The 16409-nt window shown below is 55.7% G+C and carries 17 protein-coding genes and 3 pseudogenes; 9 read left to right on the forward strand and 11 right to left on the reverse strand.

Annotated elements, in window-relative coordinates; all coding sequences use genetic code 11:
• Window positions 1-210 precede the first annotated feature (210 nt).
• Complete coding sequence (locus CWE01_RS04675) at window positions 211-423, reverse strand: hypothetical protein (RefSeq protein ID WP_100939365.1); 213 nt, start codon at window positions 421-423, stop codon at window positions 211-213.
• A gap of 197 nt (window positions 424-620) precedes the next feature.
• Here CWE01_RS04675 and CWE01_RS04680 point away from each other — a divergent pair, with 197 nt between their 5' ends.
• Window positions 621-980: a hypothetical protein gene (locus CWE01_RS04680; RefSeq protein WP_100939366.1), complete on the forward strand. Its 360-nt coding sequence runs from the start codon at window positions 621-623 to the stop codon at window positions 978-980.
• A gap of 233 nt (window positions 981-1213) precedes the next feature.
• Here the strand turns inward: CWE01_RS04680 and CWE01_RS34165 are convergent, their stop codons facing one another.
• The 3 genes from CWE01_RS34165 to CWE01_RS04690 form a co-directional block, all read right to left on the reverse strand.
• Entirely contained in the window at window positions 1214-1387 is a 174-nt protein-coding gene (locus CWE01_RS34165; protein ID WP_371315541.1) for a DUF6124 family protein, read from the reverse strand.
• 110 nt (window positions 1388-1497) lie between these two features.
• Window positions 1498-2634, reverse strand: coding sequence for an acyltransferase (locus tag CWE01_RS04685; RefSeq protein WP_100939367.1), 1137 nt, complete (start codon window positions 2632-2634; stop codon window positions 1498-1500).
• A gap of 34 nt (window positions 2635-2668) precedes the next feature.
• A complete protein-coding gene (locus CWE01_RS04690; protein ID WP_256346846.1) occupies window positions 2669-3199 on the reverse strand; it encodes an Lrp/AsnC family transcriptional regulator in 531 nt (176 codons plus the stop codon).
• 24 nt (window positions 3200-3223) lie between these two features.
• Between CWE01_RS04690 and CWE01_RS04695 the strand changes: the two genes are divergently transcribed.
• From CWE01_RS04695 to CWE01_RS33515, 5 genes and pseudogenes are all read left to right on the forward strand, one after another.
• Window positions 3224-3832 (forward strand): LysE family translocator, encoded by a 609-nt coding sequence (locus CWE01_RS04695; RefSeq protein WP_100939369.1) that lies wholly within the window; start codon window positions 3224-3226, stop codon window positions 3830-3832.
• Window positions 3833-3927: 95 nt separating this feature from the next.
• Window positions 3928-4158: pseudogene (locus CWE01_RS33780) on the forward strand (DUF808 family protein); the annotation flags it as partial.
• Window positions 4159-4555: 397 nt separating this feature from the next.
• Window positions 4556-5500 carry an HD-GYP domain-containing protein gene (locus CWE01_RS04705; protein ID WP_100939371.1) on the forward strand — a complete coding sequence of 315 codons (945 nt, stop codon included), beginning with the start codon at window positions 4556-4558 and terminating at the stop codon, window positions 5498-5500.
• A gap of 193 nt (window positions 5501-5693) precedes the next feature.
• A pseudogene (locus CWE01_RS04710) lies at window positions 5694-5912 on the forward strand (cupin domain-containing protein); the annotation flags it as partial.
• A 488-nt stretch (window positions 5913-6400) separates the two neighbouring features.
• Entirely contained in the window at window positions 6401-6622 is a 222-nt protein-coding gene (locus CWE01_RS33515; protein ID WP_177145223.1) for a hypothetical protein, read from the forward strand.
• A 388-nt stretch (window positions 6623-7010) separates the two neighbouring features.
• Here CWE01_RS33515 and CWE01_RS04720 read toward each other — a convergent pair whose 3' ends face one another.
• Window positions 7011-7892, reverse strand: coding sequence for an SDR family oxidoreductase (locus tag CWE01_RS04720; RefSeq protein WP_100939374.1), 882 nt, complete (start codon window positions 7890-7892; stop codon window positions 7011-7013).
• Window positions 7893-7986: 94 nt separating this feature from the next.
• Between CWE01_RS04720 and CWE01_RS04725 the strand changes: the two genes are divergently transcribed.
• The 3 genes and pseudogenes from CWE01_RS04725 (at window position 7987) to CWE01_RS04735 (ending at window position 10561) form a co-directional block, all read left to right on the forward strand.
• Entirely contained in the window at window positions 7987-8595 is a 609-nt protein-coding gene (locus CWE01_RS04725; protein WP_100939375.1) for a TetR/AcrR family transcriptional regulator, read from the forward strand.
• A gap of 11 nt (window positions 8596-8606) precedes the next feature.
• Window positions 8607-9043 (forward strand): annotated as a pseudogene (locus tag CWE01_RS04730) (helix-turn-helix domain-containing protein); the annotation flags it as partial.
• A gap of 462 nt (window positions 9044-9505) precedes the next feature.
• On the forward strand, window positions 9506-10561 hold the full coding sequence (locus CWE01_RS04735) for a HoxN/HupN/NixA family nickel/cobalt transporter (protein WP_100939376.1): 1056 nt from the start codon (window positions 9506-9508) through the stop codon (window positions 10559-10561).
• Between the two features lie 128 nt (window positions 10562-10689).
• Here the strand turns inward: CWE01_RS04735 and CWE01_RS04740 are convergent, their stop codons facing one another.
• The 6 genes from CWE01_RS04740 to CWE01_RS04765 all read right to left on the reverse strand — a co-directional run bounded on the left by CWE01_RS04740 (window position 10690) and on the right by CWE01_RS04765 (window position 16305).
• Window positions 10690-11022: a TfoX/Sxy family protein gene (locus CWE01_RS04740; protein ID WP_100939377.1), complete on the reverse strand. Its 333-nt coding sequence runs from the start codon at window positions 11020-11022 to the stop codon at window positions 10690-10692.
• A gap of 20 nt (window positions 11023-11042) precedes the next feature.
• Window positions 11043-12425, reverse strand: coding sequence for an LLM class flavin-dependent oxidoreductase (locus CWE01_RS04745; protein WP_100939378.1), 1383 nt, complete (start codon window positions 12423-12425; stop codon window positions 11043-11045).
• 33 nt (window positions 12426-12458) lie between these two features.
• Window positions 12459-13304: an amino acid ABC transporter permease gene (locus tag CWE01_RS04750; protein ID WP_100939379.1), complete on the reverse strand. Its 846-nt coding sequence runs from the start codon at window positions 13302-13304 to the stop codon at window positions 12459-12461.
• On the reverse strand, window positions 13301-14122 hold the full coding sequence (locus tag CWE01_RS04755) for an ABC transporter substrate-binding protein (protein ID WP_100939380.1): 822 nt from the start codon (window positions 14120-14122) through the stop codon (window positions 13301-13303). The genes CWE01_RS04750 and CWE01_RS04755 overlap by 4 nt, the downstream gene beginning before the upstream one ends.
• Before the next feature lie 120 nt (window positions 14123-14242).
• Entirely contained in the window at window positions 14243-15139 is an 897-nt protein-coding gene (locus CWE01_RS04760) for a LysR family transcriptional regulator (RefSeq protein ID WP_100939381.1), read from the reverse strand.
• Entirely contained in the window at window positions 15136-16305 is a 1170-nt protein-coding gene (locus CWE01_RS04765; protein ID WP_100939382.1) for an alpha-hydroxy acid oxidase, read from the reverse strand. The genes CWE01_RS04760 and CWE01_RS04765 overlap by 4 nt, the downstream gene beginning before the upstream one ends.
• Window positions 16306-16409 lie beyond the last annotated feature (104 nt).

Consider the following 16409-nt stretch of genomic DNA (forward strand, 5'->3'; position numbering starts at 1 on the left):
CCGTGATGGCATTATGGTTTCGCGCTTGCTTCAGCAGCCGATATCATTCGCGTAAAGTACCGGCGATGGTGTTCCAGAGGCGTGTAATGAAGTCAGTGGACTCCAAAGCGCAGGCGCAGCCATAACTGAAAACGAGCCGCTTGATGTTATTAAGCGTTTGCAGAGGGGATAAATCTGCACCGGAAAAGGGGGACGTTCTGTGTAGTTGATTCAGCAGAAATGGCGAAACTTGATGCGGGTATCTATATTCACCATATTTCTGCCTTCCAAGTCTGGCATCCACTTACGCTGGAGGCTCACTATTGCAGCAGGAATTAGACTCGCCGCTTTCTTGCGCAGTAATTCCTTACTTTTGCCGTCGTGCCCTATGAGATGAAAGGTACTTTTTCCACTATCCAGGCCGAGCAAATCCAAGTTGTCCATGAGCGGTCTCCGCGAAATAAGTGAGAACCCCGGTAAGTTTGGATTTGGCGGGGCTCCCGTGCGGGGATGAAATGGCCGACTGCTGTGAGAGGCTGCGAGCGCCACTGTCCTTGTGTTCGATCCTACCGGTTGAAAGGGCCCGGTGATGGAGAGCTGCTTTCGAACCAGGGTGGGCATTGGCAGTAATGAGGGTTGGAATGCAGAAAATCCAAACGCAGCCGTTACAAAGGCGCGTTTCAATTGAATCCACACCTCCTCTCGAAACCATTGCGCTAGAACACATCATGATCGATTTTTTCATTGCTCTTCTGGAGTTCCTGGACCCTCTGGACTCTATGGCTCAAACCGACGGGCCGTCCACATGGGGGCGACGTCATCGAAAGCTGATCAGAGTGTTGTACATCCTTTGTATGCTTCCCGTGTGCGTAGCGCTCTTGCTGCTGGTTATCGACTGGGTGGTTGGCCTCGGCATCGGAGGGAAGAGCGTGGTCATGGTCGTGGTGGGGATGCAACTGATCGGTTTGTTTGTTCTGCTGCGCCGCAAGAGCAATAAATAGACGTCATCGTCGGGTTCCGCCATCTCCGTCAGTGGCGATGCGGGCCCGTTCCGAGGTGTCTCTGTCTCGGGTACTCAAGGAATGTTGCGGTTCAACTAAACCGGACCTTGTCTTGGGTTTCCTATCCCTGTCCGAACAGGTATCAGTCAATCGCCAGGGGAGGGCTGACTGGCTGTTGAACTTCAGACTCAAATGAGCGGAAGCCAGGCTTTCCGCTCATCCTCAGAGCACTGTCAGCCGCTGAAGCTGACCACTTGTTCATCCAGCACCGAGTCCATCTTCAGCTGTGCCAACTCAATCAGATGCACCACGCCCATCGCGACCTTGCGGTTCGAACCGGTCTGGTTGTCGGCGTGCTCATAGGCCGTGGCCGCTGCGGATTGCAGAATCGAGTAGACATTGGCCAGGGCGTCTTCATGACTCCCGGGATCGTGCCATAGATCACTGTGATATCGGCGGCGCTGTGCAGCTTACAGGCTGTTGCGATAGCCGCGCGGAAAAGCCGGACTGCCCGTTTTCAGACGGTGACGTTGACCGTCCGCCGAGCAACGAATCGCCTGATGCTGCGGTTCAAGGGTTCTGCATAGAATCGCCCGACCGCTGCACTCAGTGCGGCGGACAGTAGGAAGAACACAGCCAGGAGCAGAATTTTCTCATTCCCCACAACGACGGAAGGCGGGAAGATCGTTCTCATTGCGCCGAGCACGATGAGGTGAAACAGGTAGAGCTCGTAGCTGAGCCTTCCAAACCATCCGAGACCGACCAGGAGGCGGGTGCGTTGGCGGACGAGGTCGGAGGGCCGATGGTGCGCACCCAACAACAGCACCGCGGTGCCAAGGGCCATCGCTGTCACGCCAAGCACGTTGGCTTGCCCGATCGGCCAATACAGGTAGAGGAATGTCATCGCGGCGAGGGTGAGCGCCTGCAGGCCCTTCGCTACAAGACCGCGCATAGGCATTCGCTTGGCAAGCAGTGCCGTGCAACAGCCGATGGCGATGCCGTCGAAGCAAGCGAAATAATCATAGAGAAAGCCTTCCTCATCGCCCTGATGAGCGAAGCGGTAAAAGGGCCCAACGATAATGATCACGCCCCAGAAGGCAAGCAGCAGCGACTCCCGCCGCAGGGCAAGGCAGAGCATCGGGAACGAGAGATAGAACACTTCCTCGACCGACAAGGACCACAACACACCGAGAGGATAATTGACCCATCCTCGGGCGCTGATCAGCACATTCATCCAGAAGGTCAGGGACGCTAGATTCACGGTCCAGAACGAGACGGGCGTTGCGGTCGACGGAGTGTTCTGGAAGATCGTCACACCTGCTAGCGCAAGCACATTGATGGTGAGGATCAGCAACAGAAGGCATGGGACTATACGTGCGATACGCAACCCGTAGAACGCCCACGCACTCATGCCGACGAGCCCGGGCCAGCGACGATTGGCATTCGAGGTAATCAAATAACCCGAGATGACGAAGAACATAGTCACGCCATAGTTGCCGTTACGTGCGACAGCGCGGACGGCATCCCATCCCAATACACTGGCCAGGGTCGTGTCGTTCAGGTGGTACGCGATGTTGAAGTGATGAAACAGTACGAGAAAAATCGAGACGCCCCGGATCAGGTCGATCCGGGCATTACGAAGACCGAAGCTCATAGTCAGCTTATCCGTTCGCCCATTTTACCCAGGGTTAAGCGCGCTCGTCCTTCGACGAGTCCATGACGATGTAGCTGGTGATCGACGATACATGAGGCAAGGTACCGAGAACGTCGGTATGAAACGTCTTGTACGCCTTGATATCCGCAACCTCTACGCGCAACAGGTACTCGATGGCGCCCGTGATGGTGTGGCATTCCACGACTTCCGGAGCGCCAGCGATGGCGCGCTCGAAGGCCTGAAGGCTTTCCTTGGTGTGATTGGAAAGGCCTACGGTGATGTAAACCACAAAGCCAGCCCCCAGGCGGGATCTATCGATAACGGCCCTGTATCCGGTGATGATACCGGCAGATTCCAGGTCCTGTACCCGCCTCAAGCAAGCAGAGGGGGACAGACCGACCCGTTCAGCCAGTTTCACATTGGTTTGGCGCGCGTCCTTTGCAAGCTCGGACAATATTCTTTCGTCAATTCGATCTAAAGCTGTTGTTTGTTGCATGGATCTGATTTTTGCTCGTGAGTTCGCAAGAAAATTCTTTGATTTAAGCAATAGAATATTCCGCTTCATGGGCGTGATACAACAGATGAATATATGAGCGATATGGCGTTTCTTTTTCCCTTTCTGCTTTTCGCCATCGTTATGACAGGCACGCCGGGCCCGAATAATGCGATGGTCCTCGTATCGGGTGCCCGGGTAGGGGTCTGGCGCACGATGCCCCTCGTGTGGGGCATCGCGGCAGGTGTGGCGCTCCAGTTGGTGATATTGGGCCTGGGCCTGGGAGCGGTGTTCGAGGTCATTCCGGGGTTTCACACCGCGTTGAGCATCGTGGGGGCGGCCTACATCTTATGGCTCGCGTGGAAGATTGCCTCCAGCGGTCCGTTGGTGATCGGCGACGAGGAACGCTCGCCCATGGGTTTTTTCGGCGGGGTGGTTTTTCAGTGGATCAATCCCAAGGCGTGGGCCATGTCGATCAGCGCGGCAGCCACCTATATTCCCCTCGAGAACCATCTTGTGAACGTGTTCATGACCGCTGCGCTGCTGGCGGTCGTGTCTACTCCCTGTGTCGGGATCTGGGCGGTCGGCGGGGTGGTATTTCGACGTTTCCTGATGCGAGCGAATGTGGCGTTGGCCTTCAATATCGTCATGGCGCTTGTCTTGTTAGGCGCTACCCTGCCAGCCATTGTGCGTCTAACCCATTGATTGCCTGGAGCGTCGATCAAGGCTCGGTAGTCGGATTCCGTTTCTTGTAGCGGTATTGAAGAAAGAGCGCTTGATCACGCCCCTGAACTTTATACTTGGCCCGCCGTCCAGGCAGGTTAGGTTCAGGAGTTGAAACCAAGGCAGGTAGCAGTTTTTTCGCGTTGTTCGATGACATCGCCACCTTGTTGGACGACATATCGGTGATGAGCAAAGTCGCCGTGAAGAAAACCGCCAGTGTTCTGACTGATGATCTCGCGGCGAGCGCAGAGAAAGTGGTTGAACTCAAGGCTGATTTACAGAAGCGTAGGGATTTTCCTACTCTGTTTCCGATGTTCCTATCCCAGAATAGGGATTCACCGATAGTGAGGATGCCATTGTTGGGCCAGTATCTTTTCCAGGCAGTCGACACGTCGGTACGCCGACAAGGAGGCGCCTCGACCGAGAGAGCGGCGGTGGGCGAACAGGCATTACCTACCCCCGGCTTTGACACGGTTAGAAGTGCCATAGAATAAAATTCAACGAGGGCAGGTCATGTTGAAATGTCATGAGTTCTGTCAGGAGGCCCCCGACAGCGAGGCAAGGCCCTTTTGGAGGGATCGACCCACTCACTCCGAGTTGGATGTTCGTTGCGTGATGGGTTGCGCCAGTGAAACGCCAGACAGCAGCGTTTTATCAGCCTCTCCCCATGACGCCTCCAGCTCCCCGCAGCCCCCGCGAATAGCGATGAACGACGAGCTGGTTGCTGCCAGGGACCTCTGCGCAAAATCCCGCGCCGCCGTGGTTGAGATGTTCAGGCACGCGCGGATGGGCCGTGCCCTGGAACTGGAAAACGTCAGTGCACTTGTCGATGACATTTCCAGTTCGATTTCACGCCACCCCGACGCGTTTATCAGCTTGGCTCGTCTGAAAAGTCTCGACGATTACACCTATATGCATTCGGTTGCCGTCTGCGCCCTGATGATTGCCTTGGGCAATCAACTGGGACTGCCTGAAGCATTGATCCGCAGAGTGGGGCTCGCCGGCCTGTTGCACGATATCGGAAAAATGGCCATCCCTGGCGCCGTCCTCAACAAACCCGGGCGATTGACCGACGAGGAATTGCAGTTGGTTCGTACCCACCCTCTGGAAGGAGAAAAAACACTGTCGGCCACCTCGCAGGTGTGCGAAATGATTGTGGACGTATGCCTGCACCATCACGAAAGGGTCGATGGCCAGGGTTACCCGCATCAATTGGCTGGCGAGCAGATCAGCCTCTTTTCCCGGATGGCCGCTGTTTGTGATGTCTACGACGCAATCACCTCCGATCGTGTTTATAACGAGGGCTGGGATCCAGCCGTCGCGGTCCAGAAAATGTCATCGTGGGAGGGGCACTTTGACGATGAAGTATTTCGAGCTTTCTTGAAGTGCGTGGGTATTTATCCTGTGGGGTCGCTTGTTCAACTGAAAAGTGGCCGCATTGGCGTTGTTGTTGAACAGAACAGTCATTCACTCTTGACCCCCAAGGTGAAGTTGTTCTATGTGCCGGTCTTGAATGTCCATATAACACCAACGCTCTTGGACCTGAGTGATCCGTTGCAGAAGGATCGGATCTGTGCGCGTGTGCCTGTCCAGCGCTATAGGTTCAAAGACACCGACTTATTGTGGCTGGAAGATAGCAAACCCCAATAATCCTGACGAAGACGCCGGGTTGTGACGTCTGCGCCTGCAAACATGATCTAATCAGGCGACACATTTTTTGGGGGGGGCGGAAATATTTTCGTACGCTTCCTGCACGCCATCCCTCGCCATCCTCAGGTTCTAAATAGGGCTGTCATGGATACGGGTTCATGACTCAAGCTTGTACGAGAAAGTTACAAGATATCGCATGTTGCGCGAGCAGTACGCCCCTGGGGCCGGCTCCGGGGCGGAGCCGATCGTGCATGCGGTCGGCGAAAAGTGCGGGTTGCTCACACGCGGCGCCATTGAGCTGACGGTGGACGGGCAGATCAGCGTGCTGACGGAGGGGGACGGCTGTTACTTCCCGACGACGCTGCCCCATAGCTTTCGCAATCTGACAACGAGTCTGTGGCCGCGGGTTTGACCACGGACTCGTTTCTAGGTCTGTCTTATGGCTGAACGGCTGATCCCATAAGGCGAAATGGATGCCAGCGACCTTGTACAACCTTGCTCTTTACGAGTTCTCTATAGGTGTGCCATTGTCGAGTCATCTTGCCTTGATACCGGCGCAAGTTGCACAACTTGCAAACTGCGGCGATGTTTGAGGCTTGGTTTGAGCCACCCCCGCATCTGGCCAGCAGGTGCTCGGCTGTGTATTGCATCTGTTTTGCCTGCCTGAGTGAGCAGCCACAAAGCTGCGCATATTCCTGAGGAGAGGTGATGCACATGGGGTAGTCGCAGTAGAAGCATCGGCCCTCCTGGCGGTAAAACGCATAGGTACGTGATTTTTTTAGGAAGCGTGGCATTGAAGATATCCTGGTTTCAGAGCAAGTCCGCGGTGCCGTCAGATGCCTAGCGTTGTACTCATGCATTCAAGATATCCACGTGAGTGGCGATCAATGCGGCGTTCGCATGACCATTGAATCCGGCACCTCGGATTTACAGCAGGTGGCAACGAGAAACCGTCAGCTCACCCGAGAAGGCCCAACGAGCGTGTCAAAAAGCGGGGAGGGTGACATCAAGAAAACAGGATTTGGTCAGTTTTGTTTTCCGGGCCATCACAGTCCGGGCGAAGGTCTATCTGGCCCGAATGAGCTTCACGAAGCCTTTCGCAAGGCTCGTACAGCTGCATAGTGGCGGGCCTGCATGATATCTCCGCTGGACTCTGCCTTGTCGGTACCCGCTTTTGCGCGCAGGTCTCGCATCTGGAATTCTAGGACTGCCAAGGCCTACTCTTCCAATAATTACTCGGGCACTTGGTGCAACGAATAAAGTTGCAAGTAGGCCGCTATAGATAAGTGTAATTTTTATTATATGCTCCTTGCCTCAGGAGGGGCTTAGCTAGTGGCTCAGGTCGCTGGCTTCGAAGCGTTATGCAGTCCGCGTGGTGTTAGATCTTCGCTCTTTCAATTGAGCTGCGTTAATCGGAACTAAAGAACTGCTACTGGACGCCTCCCGAGGAAGAATGCGATTGTGATATGGCTGACACAGGGCAAGAAACAGCTTGCCCTGATACTGGAGATTACACGTCAGCACCGCCTAAAATATTTTCTAGTTGCATTTCTTTTAAAACACGGTCTTGAATGGGTTGCTTGGCAGCGTTAATTTCATCAACACCCCAAACCATGCCGACCGCCGTGCGTGTAGGGCGTTTGCCAGCAGGCATATCTGCTAGCGCTAAATAAGTATCTACGACCAACTGTGGATCTGGTGCTTGGTCAGACTGCATAAATTTCGCGAACTCTGCGAACATAGCGGCGGGTATCTTTGCTAATTCACCATAGCTGTCCAGCACGTCAATACGGGAAGGCTCTTGCCCTCCTGCACTTAGACCTGTAGGGAACGGGCCTGGTTGCACGATGGCAACATCAATGCCGAAGGGCGCCACTTCGTAACGTAAGCCTTGGACGTAGCCTTCCAAGGCATGCTTGGTGGCGGCGTATGTAGAGAAATACGGCGCCGAAATCTGGCCGACCATTGATGAGGTGTTAATGATCAGACCGGACTTGGCTTCCCGCATAGCGGGCAAGACAGCCTGTATAATGCGCATAGTGCCATAGTAGTTGGTTTCCATCTGTTCCCTGGCTTGGGCAATGCTAAATGCCTCCGTAATGCCAAGGTACATTACGCCTGCATTGTTAATCAAAATATCAATCTTGCCCGCTTTAGCCAGCAAACTTTCAATGGCTGTTTTGACGGATTCGTCGCTGGTGACATCCATATCTACAACATGGATGAGCTTGCTATACGCTTCCAGCTCGGTCTTGACTGCGGCGTTCTTGCCTTCTGTGCCACGCATGGTGGCGAACACTCGGTAGCCCTTATCTGCAAAATCTTTCACTGCTTTTAGGCCAAATCCACTGCTGCTACCTGTGATGATTACGTTTTTTTGTGCTTCACTCATATTTTCTTTCCTGATGGCTTGTCAATTAAATACTGACTGGTACAATAATGTGGTGGGGCATCGCGTGTCAAGTTAAAATACCAGGTGGTACGAAATGAGCTCAAATCCAACAAAGCCTTCAAGGGGACGACCTAAGACCCTAGACCGTGATCACGTTTTGGATGTGGCAATGGATGCCTATTGGAAAGAGGGCATACGCAATTTATCCCTTAATGAAATTTGCAGAAGATGTGATATATCGAAGCCAGGTCTTTATCGTGAATTTTGGAATGAAGATGGCTTGATGAAAGCTGTTATTCTTAAATATCAGGAGCAGGTGCTAGATCCTGTGCGGCAGATGTTAAATACAGAAATTCCGTTTCGAGAGGCGCTTGACAACTTAGTGTCATTTGCCACCTCAGTTAGTGATAGTCAAGAGGTCCCAAAGGGATGTCTTTTGATAAAAATGCGCGAATCACGCACGCACTTGGGTGAAGCCGCACGAGCACAAATTGATTTCATTCAGGCGCAAGCATTAACTGCTTACTGGAAATGGGTGGAACGTTCAAAGGCCAAATGTGAGTTTTCTGCAGACATGTCATCAGAGTTTGCATCTGCTTATATCGATGCACAGTTAAGTAATGCTTCGTCACAGATCTCTCGTGGTGAGGATCCACAAATTGTAAAGAAAATACTATTAGTCGCTTTTTCTATGTTGGGATGACTAGTGATTACATGAGCTCTCAGGGCATCGTGCTCAGGGAAGACGAACAAATTGAACTGAGTCGGCGCATAAGATCAGTCCGCGCGACGTTCGTCGGGCGCGGATGATTTTGCTAACCGCTCAAGGTTGTTCTCGTAACGAGATTACGCAGTTGACCGGTCTCCGTTGTTTCAGTCACCCGCTGGTGCAAGCGATTCAAGAGCTGTGTCTACAGGACCTAGTGGATTTGCCCGGACGAGGTCGCACTGCCGGCCGAAGCGTTGAAACGAACCCTTGAGTAGGTCAGTCGGCCGCGTATCGGTCAGCCTCGCTGGAGCTGTCGAAGCATGGCTCGAGTCGCTGGTATTTCACCGGCCAGCGTCCAGCGCATTTGGGTCGCCACCGACTAAAGCCGCACCTGACACGCACCTTCAAACCGTCCAAAGATCCAAACTTCGAAGAGAAATTCTAGGATGTTATTGGGTTGTATCTGGATCCACCGGATAAGCCATTGGTGTGTTGCTGGGTTTCCGCTACCAGGCCCGTGGTGCAGGCCGTGCACACACCTGTTGAGATGTCAGCGCCGGATAGACCTGAGCATCAGAAGATGTTGGTGTCATCATCAGGCTTGCAGGCACGTAGTAATTGCCGAAGGCAAAGGGCTCCAGAAGCTGTGCGGGAGATGATCGAGCGCTGATGAGCGTGGCAGAACGGCTGCCTATTTATTCATGAAACCCATAGTTGCGAAGTGTAGACTGGTTCAGTAGTTGTATCTTTATGTTTCAGGCGAGAAGCCGGTTCAAGCCCGGCACGGTCGCGCCACTGTATCCGCATACCCAGGTAGCAGCCCGGGTGTTCGGGAGTCAGACCTCGTCTTGCAACGTCATTCCTCTTCCTGGTCGGGACGCGTGTTCCCATAAGGTGCCGTTTTATGATCCGTCAACTCGCACGAGTTTTCAGCGACTCCAATACCCAGATACGGGCCCGGCTCTTTGGCATCTACGGGGTGCTGATCGGCATCAACGTGATTGCCTGGGTCTGGGCCCTGCTGGCCTTTCATGACCACCCCGTTCTGCTCGGCACGGCCCTGTTGGCTTATAGCTTTGGATTGCGCCATGCGGTGGACGCCGACCATATCGCGGCCATCGACAACGTCACCCGTAAACTGATGCAGGAAAAGAAACGCCCGGTCTCCGTCGGTTTTTTCTTTTCCCTTGGGCACTCTTCCGTAGTGGTGCTGGCGTCTCTAGGCGTGGCCCTGGCGACCTCGGCCATGCAGGACCGCATGGAAGGGTTCAAGGCCGTGGGCGGATTGATCGGCACCTCGGTGTCCGCGCTGTTCTTGCTGATTATTGCGCTGATGAACCTGGTGATCCTGCGCTCGATCTACAAGTCCTGGCGCCATGTTCGACAAGGCGGTGCCTATGTTGATGACGACTTCGACCTGCTGTTGGCCAACCGTGGTTTCCTGGCTCGGATTTTCCGCCCGTTGTTCCGCCTGGTAACGCGCAGCTGGCACATGTTCCCCCTGGGTTTCCTGTTCGGGCTGGGGTTTGACACCTCCACCGAAGTGGCCCTGCTGGGCATTTCGGCGACCCAGGCGTCCCAGGGGTTGTCGCCCTGGTCGATCATGGTGTTTCCGCTGCTGTTCAGTGCAGGTATGTCGCTGGTCGATACCCTGGACGGCCATCTGATGCTGGGCGCCTACGGCTGGGCCTACATGAAGCCCATTCGCAAGATCTACTACAACATGACGATTACCCTGGTATCGGTGGTGGTCGCCGTGGTCATCGGCACTATCGAGGCTCTGGGTCTGCTCTCGGACCAGCTCGCGCTCAAGGGGCCACTGTGGGATGTCATCGGCAATCTCAACGATCACTTCGGCACCCTGGGTTACATCATCATCGGCATCTTTGTCGTCAGTTGGGCGCTTTCGGTGTTGCTTTACCGCCTCAAGGGTTACGACATGATCGAGGTCAAGCGATAGCTTACTTTGGGAGGCCGGTTACTGCCTTCTTATGCCGATGCGCCTGGTACTGCGCAAGCGCGCTGCGCAGGAGCATGGGGCATCGATCGAATTTAGCCGTCCTTGCTTTGCGTGGTGGGTCGGGACGCTTATTTCTTCCGAGGAAGGGCTCGGACAAACACGACAGCCTCTGCCAAAAGCTTCTGTGCCAGTAAATCGTCAGCGAAGGTTTCGGCTTCAATGCGTAGCCAGCCTTCCATGATGCGGCCTCTTGAGATCATCGGGGTGATGCCGCTGATAGCCAGTACCTCTCGGTCGTAGTCCTTGCCCAGCCGGATCAGCGCGCCGTCATCGCGCGCGGCGCACAACAAATGGCCGTTCATCAACCAGGCCAGCCCCCCGAACATGGCTTTTTCCGACAATCCTTCCACGATGGAAAGTTGGTCACGCATCAGTTCTTCGAGTCCGGGGTCGCGAGCCATGAGTCGTACCTTCCTGTGCCCTAGCGCTTCCTGCCGAAACGCAATGATGCTCCGTAGGCCGAGTCGGGTAAATGATTGCTGCCATCTTCCCTCAGCCTGGACCGGAAGGTTCCGCTGTGGGGCTGAGTCTTGTAGAGGCCACGCTTTTGCAATTCAGGAATGATCAACTCCACGAAGTCTTCAAGCGAGCCGGGACTGATCAACGGATTGATCATGTAGCCGCTGGTACCGGAGATACGTGCATGTTCCTCGATCCGATCGACGACCTGTTGCGGGGTGCCGACCAGGATCAGGTCGCTGCCACGGGTGACCTTGGCAAAGCGCTGTTTGACGTCGCCTGCCGTCAAAGGTTTGCCACTGCCATCGGGGTGCATGACATAGGACGTCAACCCTTCGGTATGAGTCGATAGCGCGTCACTGTCGGCATAGCGGCTGATATCGATGCCGGTGTCGCCGGCATAACTGACCAGTTGCGCCTGAAGATGGTAGTTGCTTTGCAACACGTCATATTTGCGCTGGGCTTCAATCTCGGTTTTGGCGGTGACAATCCGCAGCACGGTCAGGGATTTCACATCCTCACGTTGACGGCCGCGTGCCTGGGCCTTGGCCCAGATGTCTTCCAGCCCCTGACGAATCTCGTGGGGGTTGGATTTTGCGATGAAAATCAGCTCGGCGTGCTTGGCTGCGAATTCGCGACCACGACCCGACCAGCCGGCCTGGATCAGCAGCGGGGTGCGCTGTGGCGACGGGGAGGTCAGGTGCGGTCCGGCCACTCGATAATGCTCGCCCACGTGATTGATCGGTCGTACCCGATCACCCCGGGCATACAATTGGCGAGCCTTGTCGGCCACCACGGCGTCGTCGGCCCAGCTGCCTTCCCAGAGTTTGTACGCTACATCGAGAAACTCTTCGGCGCGTTCATAGCGGTCATCGTGTTTGATCATCTGTTCCAGGCCGAAATTACGGGCGGCGCTGGACAGATAGGAGGTCACGATGTTCCAGCCCACGCGGCCATTGGTCAGGTGATCCAGGGTGCTGAAACGGCGGGCATGGGTGAAGGGGTGTTCGTAGCTGGTGGTGACCGTGACCCCGAAGGCAAGATGCTCGGTGACCGCCGCCAGGGCGGGAATGATCATCAGCGGATCGTTGGCCGGCGCCTCCACGGCCCATTGCATCGCGGCATCGGCATTGCCGCCAAAGACGTCGTAGAAACCCAGCACATCGCCGAAGAACAGCATGTCGAGGTTGGCCTGGTCGGCAATGCGCGCCAGGTTTGTCCAATAGCCCAGGGAGTTGATGGCCAGGCGTTCGTCGGCCGGGTGCGTCCAGAGGCTCGGCGCACCGCCGCAGCCGACACTGGCTTGTTCGTAGAGGGCAAACAATAGAGGTTTTGGATCGGACATCTTCGTTCCTGAAAAAGTCGTTGAAAGGGGGACTCACCGCTGGTTCTTGAACCCTTTGCCGTAATACCGCTCAAGGCGTACCTGTATCAGCTCCAGGCCGATGGAGAGCAGCCAATAAATGACGGCGGCGGTGGTGAGCATTTCGATATAGCGATAGGAGGAGCGGCCATACGACTGCGCGAGGAACATCACTTCCCAGACACCCATGACCGAGATCAGCGAGGAGTCCTTGAGCATGGAAATGAACTGGCTGGTTGTTGGCGGAATGATCGTGCGCATCGCTTGCGGCAAGACGATGTGCACAAAGGTCGCTGTGGGACGCAGGCCCAGGGCGGCTGCCGCTTCCCGCTGACCGGGTGCCACGGCCATGATGCCCGCGCGAAAGATCTCGCTGAGGTAGGCGCCGTAGTTCAGCGAAAGCGCAATGATGCCCGCGCTGATCGCCCCGGGCACCATACCCAGCTGCGGCAGGCCCAGGTAGATCAGCAGTATCTGGATCAGCAGTGGCGTGCCTCGAAAGAACGAGGCGTAGAAGCTGGCGACACCGAAGGCTACCGCGCTGGATGACAACCGTGCCAAAGCCGTCACGAAGCCAAGCAGCAGCGACAGCCAGATCGAACAGAAACACAGGAACAACGTCAGTGCGGCGCCCTGCAGAAAGCCGTTCGGTCCCAGGCGCAGGCCCACCAGGTTCGGCCATTTATCCAGGATGATCGAGAACTTCAGATCGAAGCTCATGAAGAACAGGACGCACAGTCCGAGCATGACCGCCCAGGTCAGATACAGCCGGGCCCGGAAACTCAATAGAGGGCGCCAGCGGCGCGGCTTGCTGTCGGTTGTCGAAGTCACGGGGGTGGAGTTTGGCTCAAAGGCTGTCATTGGCTGATATCGGCACCGATCCACTTCTGTGAAATCTTGCTCAACGTACCGTCTGCCTTGAGTTGGCTGATGACCTGGGTGACCTTGGCATTCCATTGCGCATCGCCTTTTTCGACGGCCACGACGTTGGGTTCCGCATACAAGGGGTCACCGGCAATCTTGAAACGAGGGTCCTGGGCAATCCGTTCGCGAGCGGTGATGAGGTTGGTGACCATGGCGTCAAGACGCACGCCGGTTCCCAGGGCGAGGTCCTGGAAGGCCACCGTTTCATTGTCGTAAGGCGCCACCTGGACCTGATCGAATGGATACTTCAGGGGTTTGTCCTCGGCACCCTCGATCACCAGATCCTTGTTCAGGTAGGCCTCGTAAGTGGAGGCGCTGATGACACCGACTTTCTTGCCTGACAGGTCCTTGCCCGAGGCGATGTCATTGTTCTTGGCGTTCACCACAATGACCGCTGGCGACTGGTAATACTCCACCGGGAAATCAAACACTTCAGCGCGCGCCTTGCTCGGGGTCATCGAGCAGACGCATATGTCATAGCGTCCGCTCCAGTGGCCTGCCGCGATCACATCCCATGACGGCGTTTCCAGATGCAGCTTCACCCCAAGACGCTGTGCCACGGCCTTGGCGACATCGACGTCAAAACCATCCAGTTGGTTTTGATCGTTGAGAAAGGAGAAGGGCGGGTAGCTTTCCATCAAGACACCGACGAGCTCGCCTTTCTTTGTCACTCGATCAAGGGTGGAGCCGGCGAGTGCTACGGAACAGGTCGCAAGCAGAGCGAGACCCAGCGGTAGAAGGACTGTTTTTTTCAAAGGCGATTACTCAGGCAGTTGTTTAAAAAGACTGAATAGATTTAAACGCACTATAAAATTGATTTGTAATACTTAAAATGAATACTTGGCTTGGATTGGGCTATATCGTGGGGTGATGAGCTACAACACCATGCGGCTGAAGTCACAGCACTGCGCCGCCAGGCGCGCCACTTCGACACTCAGGCCCTGAAGTCGATCGGCACGGTGTGCGGCGATGTAGTGGATGGGAGGCAATGCGGGCTCGGTTTCGATGATCTGCAACCGGCCCTGTTCCACCAGCGGCGAGAGGCACTGGCGAGGCAGGTAGCTGATGCCGATGCCGGAGAGCGTCAGCCCCAGTTGGGCGATCAGGTAGTTGCTTTTGATCGTGCGGTTGACCCGGACATCGTTCTGGGCGAGCCAGCGCTCATAGATCAACCCGGTGCCGGAGCCGCCTCCCTGAGTCAGTACGGTGTACGAGGAAATGGCCTGCATGTTCATTATCCCGTTACCCTGGTGCAATGAAGGCGCGCACATCCAGGCGTTCTCTACTGAGCTCAGTGGGGTACTGACAAAACGCGCATCGGCAAAAATGTCGGGCACGATGATCAGGTCGAGCTGATCGCTCTCCAGTTTCGCCACCAGATCGGTGCTGATCTCGATTGAAGGTTCGAGTACCACTTTGGGATAAGCGCTGCGTATGCCCTCGATCAGCGCCGGTAGCCAAGTCATCGCGGTCAGTTCGGTGACGCCGATGCGAAAGCGCCTGACCAGTACCTCCTTGGAGCTGATGCGCTCGAGCAGGTAATCGCGTTGGCGCAAGATCTCCGAGGCCTGCTCGAACAGCTCCGTGCCTTTTTCCGTAAGGCGCGCGCTGCGTTTGGATCGATCGAAAATGGGCATGTCAAAGGCGTCTTCCAGTTCCTGGATACGCTTGGAGACGGCTGACTGGGACATGTTCAGTTTCATGGCTGCGGATTCGAAGCTACCCAGTTCCACAATCCAGTAGATCGCTTCCAGTTGCTTGAACGTGATCATTGCTCAGGCTCGATTGAGGAAAACAGGTTCTCGACACCCAGGTCTTCGGGCCTGGCGACACCGAGCAGACCCAGGTCGCGCTTGAGTTCTGCGCCGATGAGCTTGAGTGCATGCCGCACGCCTTCTTCGCCGGCCACGGTCGCGGCGTAGTTGAACGGCCGCCCGATAAAGACCGCCTTGGCCCCCAGCGCCATGGCTTTCATGGCATCGGTGCCCCGGCGCACGCCGCTGTCGAGCATCACCGTCATATCCGGTACCGCATCCACGATGCGCGGCAGGATTTTCAGGGGGGCCACGCTCCCATCCAGTTGCCGTCCGCCGTGATTTGACACAATCACTGCCTCGGCGCCGATGTGCTGGGCCTTCACCGCATCCCGTGGGTTCAGGATGCCCTTGATGATCAACTTGCCCTTCCAGCGGCGACGAATGTCGATGACATGCTCCCAGGTGAGATGACCTCGGTCCGAAAAATCCCGCAGTACATTTCTTGAGAGGATAGGCGCGCCGCGAGTCGCGTAATTGTTCTCGAAATGCGGCATCCCGTGAACGATCAAGGTCCGCAAAAATGTTCCGAGCAACCACCTGGGGTGCAGAAGCCCTTGAGCGGCCAATCTCAGGCTCGGACGCAGCGGCGTCGAAAAGCCGGCCCTGACGTTGTTTTCGCGGTTGGCGGCTACCGGCGTATCGACCGTCAGCACCAGGGTTTCAACACCGGCAGCGGCGACCCGATCGATCAGCGCATTGATCTGTTTCCCCTCTCCCGGGAGATAGGCCTGAAACCATGTACCAGGGGCTTGCTCCATCACCTCTTCCAGGTGGATCAATGAAGAGCCACTCATGATGCACGGTGCCTTCGCCTGAGCCGCCGCGCGGGCGAGCACGATATCGCCGCGGTAGCTGGTCAGCGCGGCAATCCCCATGGGCGCAATGCCGATCGGGGACGAGTAGGTTTGGCCAAGCAGTCTCACTGACGTATCGACGTGAGCGACGTCCACCAGCACGTTTGGCAGGAAGCTGTAGTCCAGGAATGACGCCCGGTTTGCGATGGCCGATAGCTCGTCTTCGACAGCGCCCGATACATAAGCGAAGAGGGGGCGGGGCAACAGGCGTCGGGCCAGAGGCTCGAAATCCTGGAGTGAAAGACAGCGGTGCAAGGGGGAGGGCATAAGGCTCATCCTGGAGGCGTGGGCAGCGATACGGCTTTAATAAGATCACTAAAAGAGATGCTAAAACATAGATAAATATCGCTAAAAGTATTTTTTGATTCTCC

This window comes from Pseudomonas sp. QS1027 (assembly GCF_002814235.1).
Lineage (GTDB): Bacteria > Pseudomonadota > Gammaproteobacteria > Pseudomonadales > Pseudomonadaceae > Aquipseudomonas.

Excerpts from the sequence above, each read along its gene's own strand:
- CWE01_RS04675 (WP_100939365.1), bottom strand. The coding sequence starts at position 423 with ATGGACAACTTGGATTTGCTCGGCCTGGATAGTGGAAAAAGTACCTTT.
- CWE01_RS04680 (WP_100939366.1), top strand. The coding sequence starts at position 621 with ATGCAGAAAATCCAAACGCAGCCGTTACAAAGGCGCGTTTCAATTGAA.
- CWE01_RS04685 (WP_100939367.1), bottom strand. The coding sequence starts at position 2,634 with ATGAGCTTCGGTCTTCGTAATGCCCGGATCGACCTGATCCGGGGCGTC.
- CWE01_RS04690 (WP_256346846.1), bottom strand. The coding sequence starts at position 3,199 with ATGAAGCGGAATATTCTATTGCTTAAATCAAAGAATTTTCTTGCGAAC.
- CWE01_RS04695 (WP_100939369.1), top strand. The coding sequence starts at position 3,224 with ATGAGCGATATGGCGTTTCTTTTTCCCTTTCTGCTTTTCGCCATCGTT.
- CWE01_RS04705 (WP_100939371.1), top strand. The coding sequence starts at position 4,556 with ATGAACGACGAGCTGGTTGCTGCCAGGGACCTCTGCGCAAAATCCCGC.
- CWE01_RS33515 (WP_177145223.1), top strand. The coding sequence starts at position 6,401 with ATGACCATTGAATCCGGCACCTCGGATTTACAGCAGGTGGCAACGAGA.
- CWE01_RS04720 (WP_100939374.1), bottom strand. The coding sequence starts at position 7,892 with ATGAGTGAAGCACAAAAAAACGTAATCATCACAGGTAGCAGCAGTGGA.
- CWE01_RS04725 (WP_100939375.1), top strand. The coding sequence starts at position 7,987 with ATGAGCTCAAATCCAACAAAGCCTTCAAGGGGACGACCTAAGACCCTA.
- CWE01_RS04735 (WP_100939376.1), top strand. The coding sequence starts at position 9,506 with ATGATCCGTCAACTCGCACGAGTTTTCAGCGACTCCAATACCCAGATA.
- CWE01_RS04740 (WP_100939377.1), bottom strand. The coding sequence starts at position 11,022 with ATGGCTCGCGACCCCGGACTCGAAGAACTGATGCGTGACCAACTTTCC.
- CWE01_RS04745 (WP_100939378.1), bottom strand. The coding sequence starts at position 12,425 with ATGTCCGATCCAAAACCTCTATTGTTTGCCCTCTACGAACAAGCCAGT.
- CWE01_RS04750 (WP_100939379.1), bottom strand. The coding sequence starts at position 13,304 with ATGACAGCCTTTGAGCCAAACTCCACCCCCGTGACTTCGACAACCGAC.
- CWE01_RS04760 (WP_100939381.1), bottom strand. The coding sequence starts at position 15,139 with ATGATCACGTTCAAGCAACTGGAAGCGATCTACTGGATTGTGGAACTG.
- CWE01_RS04765 (WP_100939382.1), bottom strand. The coding sequence starts at position 16,305 with ATGCCCTCCCCCTTGCACCGCTGTCTTTCACTCCAGGATTTCGAGCCT.